Origin of the sequence: Microbacterium sp. UCD-TDU, assembly GCF_000340625.1 — a bacterium.
Classification (GTDB): domain Bacteria; phylum Actinomycetota; class Actinomycetes; order Actinomycetales; family Microbacteriaceae; genus Microbacterium; species Microbacterium maritypicum.
In genome coordinates this window covers 1-1639 of sequence record NZ_AOSO01000015.1, presented here as the reverse complement: position 1 = coordinate 1639, position 1639 = coordinate 1, and the positions used below count along the sequence as shown (strand labels likewise).

The following is a 1639-nucleotide window of genomic DNA, read 5'->3' as shown; positions in this document are numbered from 1 at the left end:
ACCGTTCACGACCACCAGCACATGAGCCGCATGCTCACGCAAACCCGCCAACGCGTACGGAACATAATCGTCCACACCACCACGCCGGTCGAACACCACATACACGACGAGCCGACGACCACCCACCGGAAAAACACCCGGCACCCGACTCATCGCCGACCTCCCTTGAGCAGCCCCGCGCCGGATCGCAGCACCCGGCGGAGCCCGCCGACGCTGACGCGAGCGGCCCGCATGAGCGGAGCGAGCACCGGCCGCATCCGCTCCATCACCTCGGGGTGGTTGAGATTCATGTACATCCGGATCATCGCGACGGCGCCGCCCTTGCCCATCCACCCGGATCGCTGCAGGAACTGGATCTGGTCGATCGGGTATCCAGGGGTCGTCGACGCGAGCTGATCCAGCTTGTACTCCATCGAGACGTGGCTGATCCCCGCATGCTCGAGGCTCAGAACGGTACGTGTGTGGTAGCCGGCCTCCCCCGCACCGTACGTGACCAGACGCTCGAGCACGCGCGCCATGTCCGCCTTCCGGTGTGTGGCCGGTTTGCCGAAATCCTCGACCTTCCAGTCGGCCTGGAGAAGAGGAGCCAACGCCTGCGGACGGCAGATCCACATGCCGCCGAGGGGTGCCAGCGGAGAGACGCCGTCGAACGGCACCTGGATTCCGAGACGCTTCGCGACCTCGGTCGCCCTGGGCAGGTAGTGCGCCCACCCCTTGCCGGGCGTGGCGTATCCGATGTGGATCATCGGCGGCATGACGATGCCCAGACCCGGCTCGCGCTGGAAGAGCGCGAGCACATTCGCGAAGTACCCGGCCGTGCCGAGGAGGTTCTCGGTCTGATACCGGTGGAAGTAGCGCACCACATTCGCGGAGCGTGTCTTCGGTCGCCTCGCGTGCACCTTGACCACGATGTCGAAGTCGTCGCTGAGAAGCACGTCGCGCAGGCCGACCAGGAGCGCACTCATGTCACGTCCGCGTCGCGGAACCACGCGGACGACGGCGGAGAGCCGATCGGCAGACGGATTCTGGTCGAGGATGTCCTCGATCACGCGCGCGCTGTCCTCGTCGTTGGTCGTGACGAACAGGGACGAGGGCTGCCCGATCTCTGCGATCGCGCCCAGCAGATCCGGAGCCAGCGACGCGTCCGGAATGTGAGCGATCACGGCGATTCGAAACGGCTTCGTCGCGTCGAAGGAGACGTCCTCCGGCGGAAGGACCTCGAGCATTCCCGCATCCGCGTTGAGAATCTTCGGGGCGACGTTGCGCGCGAGGTTCTGCCAGAGGATGGGCATCGGGTACCCGTACTTCTCCACCTCGGCGAGCACGCGCCGACCGATGACGGCATGACGGTCGAGGTAGGGCGGGTAGTGGAAGAACTGTCGACGCTTCAGGAGCGGGGCTTCGTCGTGCAGCAGGAGATCGGCGTTGAACAGCGCCGGGTGGTCGGTCGGATACGCGGCTGACGGGTAGGCGACGTCGTGGGTGAAGCCGAGCTGCGCGAAATGATCCGTGAAGATCGTCTCGTGCTTGAGCACCGCATCGAAATACGACGGCATCTCCGGCAACTCACGCCAGTACCGCGCCCACTCCTCCGACAAGAACATCTCACGACGAACCGCGATCCAGAACGACTGCAGAT

Annotated in this window: 1 protein-coding gene; it reads right to left on the bottom strand. The window is 65.3% G+C overall.

Translation table 11 applies throughout. The features are described from left to right. Positions 1–149: 149 nt before the first annotated feature. On the bottom strand, positions 150–1639 hold a 1490-nt coding region (locus D514_RS22820), incomplete at its 5' end, for a rhamnan synthesis F family protein (RefSeq protein ID WP_017828593.1).